The organism is Pseudomonas sp. Sample_24 (assembly GCF_004307605.1).
GTDB lineage: Bacteria > Pseudomonadota > Gammaproteobacteria > Pseudomonadales > Pseudomonadaceae > Aquipseudomonas.
Genome location: NZ_RCNW01000131.1, coordinates 1 through 807 on the forward strand (window position 1 = coordinate 1; position 807 = coordinate 807).

Below are 807 nucleotides of genomic sequence, written 5' to 3' on the forward strand. Positions count from 1 at the left end.
CCGTGCGCATCGATGTAGGCCAGGACCGCGTCGGGCACCAGGAAACGTACCGACTTACCGCTGGCCAGCAGTTGACGGATCTGGGTGGCGGATACCGCGAGCGGTGTCTGCCAGACGAATGCAATCTGTCCGCTCGGCCCTTTGAGGGCCAGCGGGTCGCTCACCGAGCGCGCTGCCAGCAGGTTGCGCAAGGCATCCGGCGGTTCGCTGTCGGCATCCGGGCGTTGCAACACCAGGATATGGCAATGCTGGAGCAACTCTTCCCAGCGGTGCCAAGTGGGCAGGCCGCAAAATGCGTCCCAGCCCAAAAGCAGAAAAACCTGGGTCTCGGCGGCCATTTCGGCACGCATCAACTCCAGGGTATCAATGGTGTAGGACGGTTTGTCCCGCTGCAATTCGCGGGCGTCCACCACCAACGGTGCCACACCGGCCACCGCGCACTCGACCATCGCCAGACGGTCCTTCGCCGACACCTGCGGCGTATTCCGATGGGGCGGCCTGGCACTCGGTGTCAGGCGCAGCTCATCGAGGCCCAGGGTCTCGGCAACTTCCAGCGCACCGCGCAAATGACCGATGTGCACCGGGTCGAACGTTCCACCCAGCACGCCAATACGGCGAGGCACTGGCTCGCTGATGGTCGACGGGGCTGACGGGTCGAAGTCGCCCAAGTCAGACCGGCTCCTGTCCGCGCAACTGGCCATCACCGACCACGACGTACTTCTCGCAGGTCAGCCCTTCGAGGCCGACCGGGCCGCGGGCGTGCAGCTTATCAGTAGAAATGCCGATCTCGGCACCCAATCCGTATTC

The 807-nt window shown here is 64.6% G+C and carries 1 protein-coding gene and 1 pseudogene; both read right to left on the reverse strand.

Features of this window, described 5'->3' with window-relative positions:
* Window positions 1-623, reverse strand: a 623-nt coding sequence (nadD, locus tag D8V06_RS06410; protein ID WP_177434388.1) for a nicotinate-nucleotide adenylyltransferase, incomplete at its 3' end; no start/stop codon positions are given.
* Window positions 624-669: 46 nt separating this feature from the next.
* Window positions 670-807: pseudogene (locus tag D8V06_RS06415) on the reverse strand (gamma-glutamyl-phosphate reductase); the annotation flags it as partial.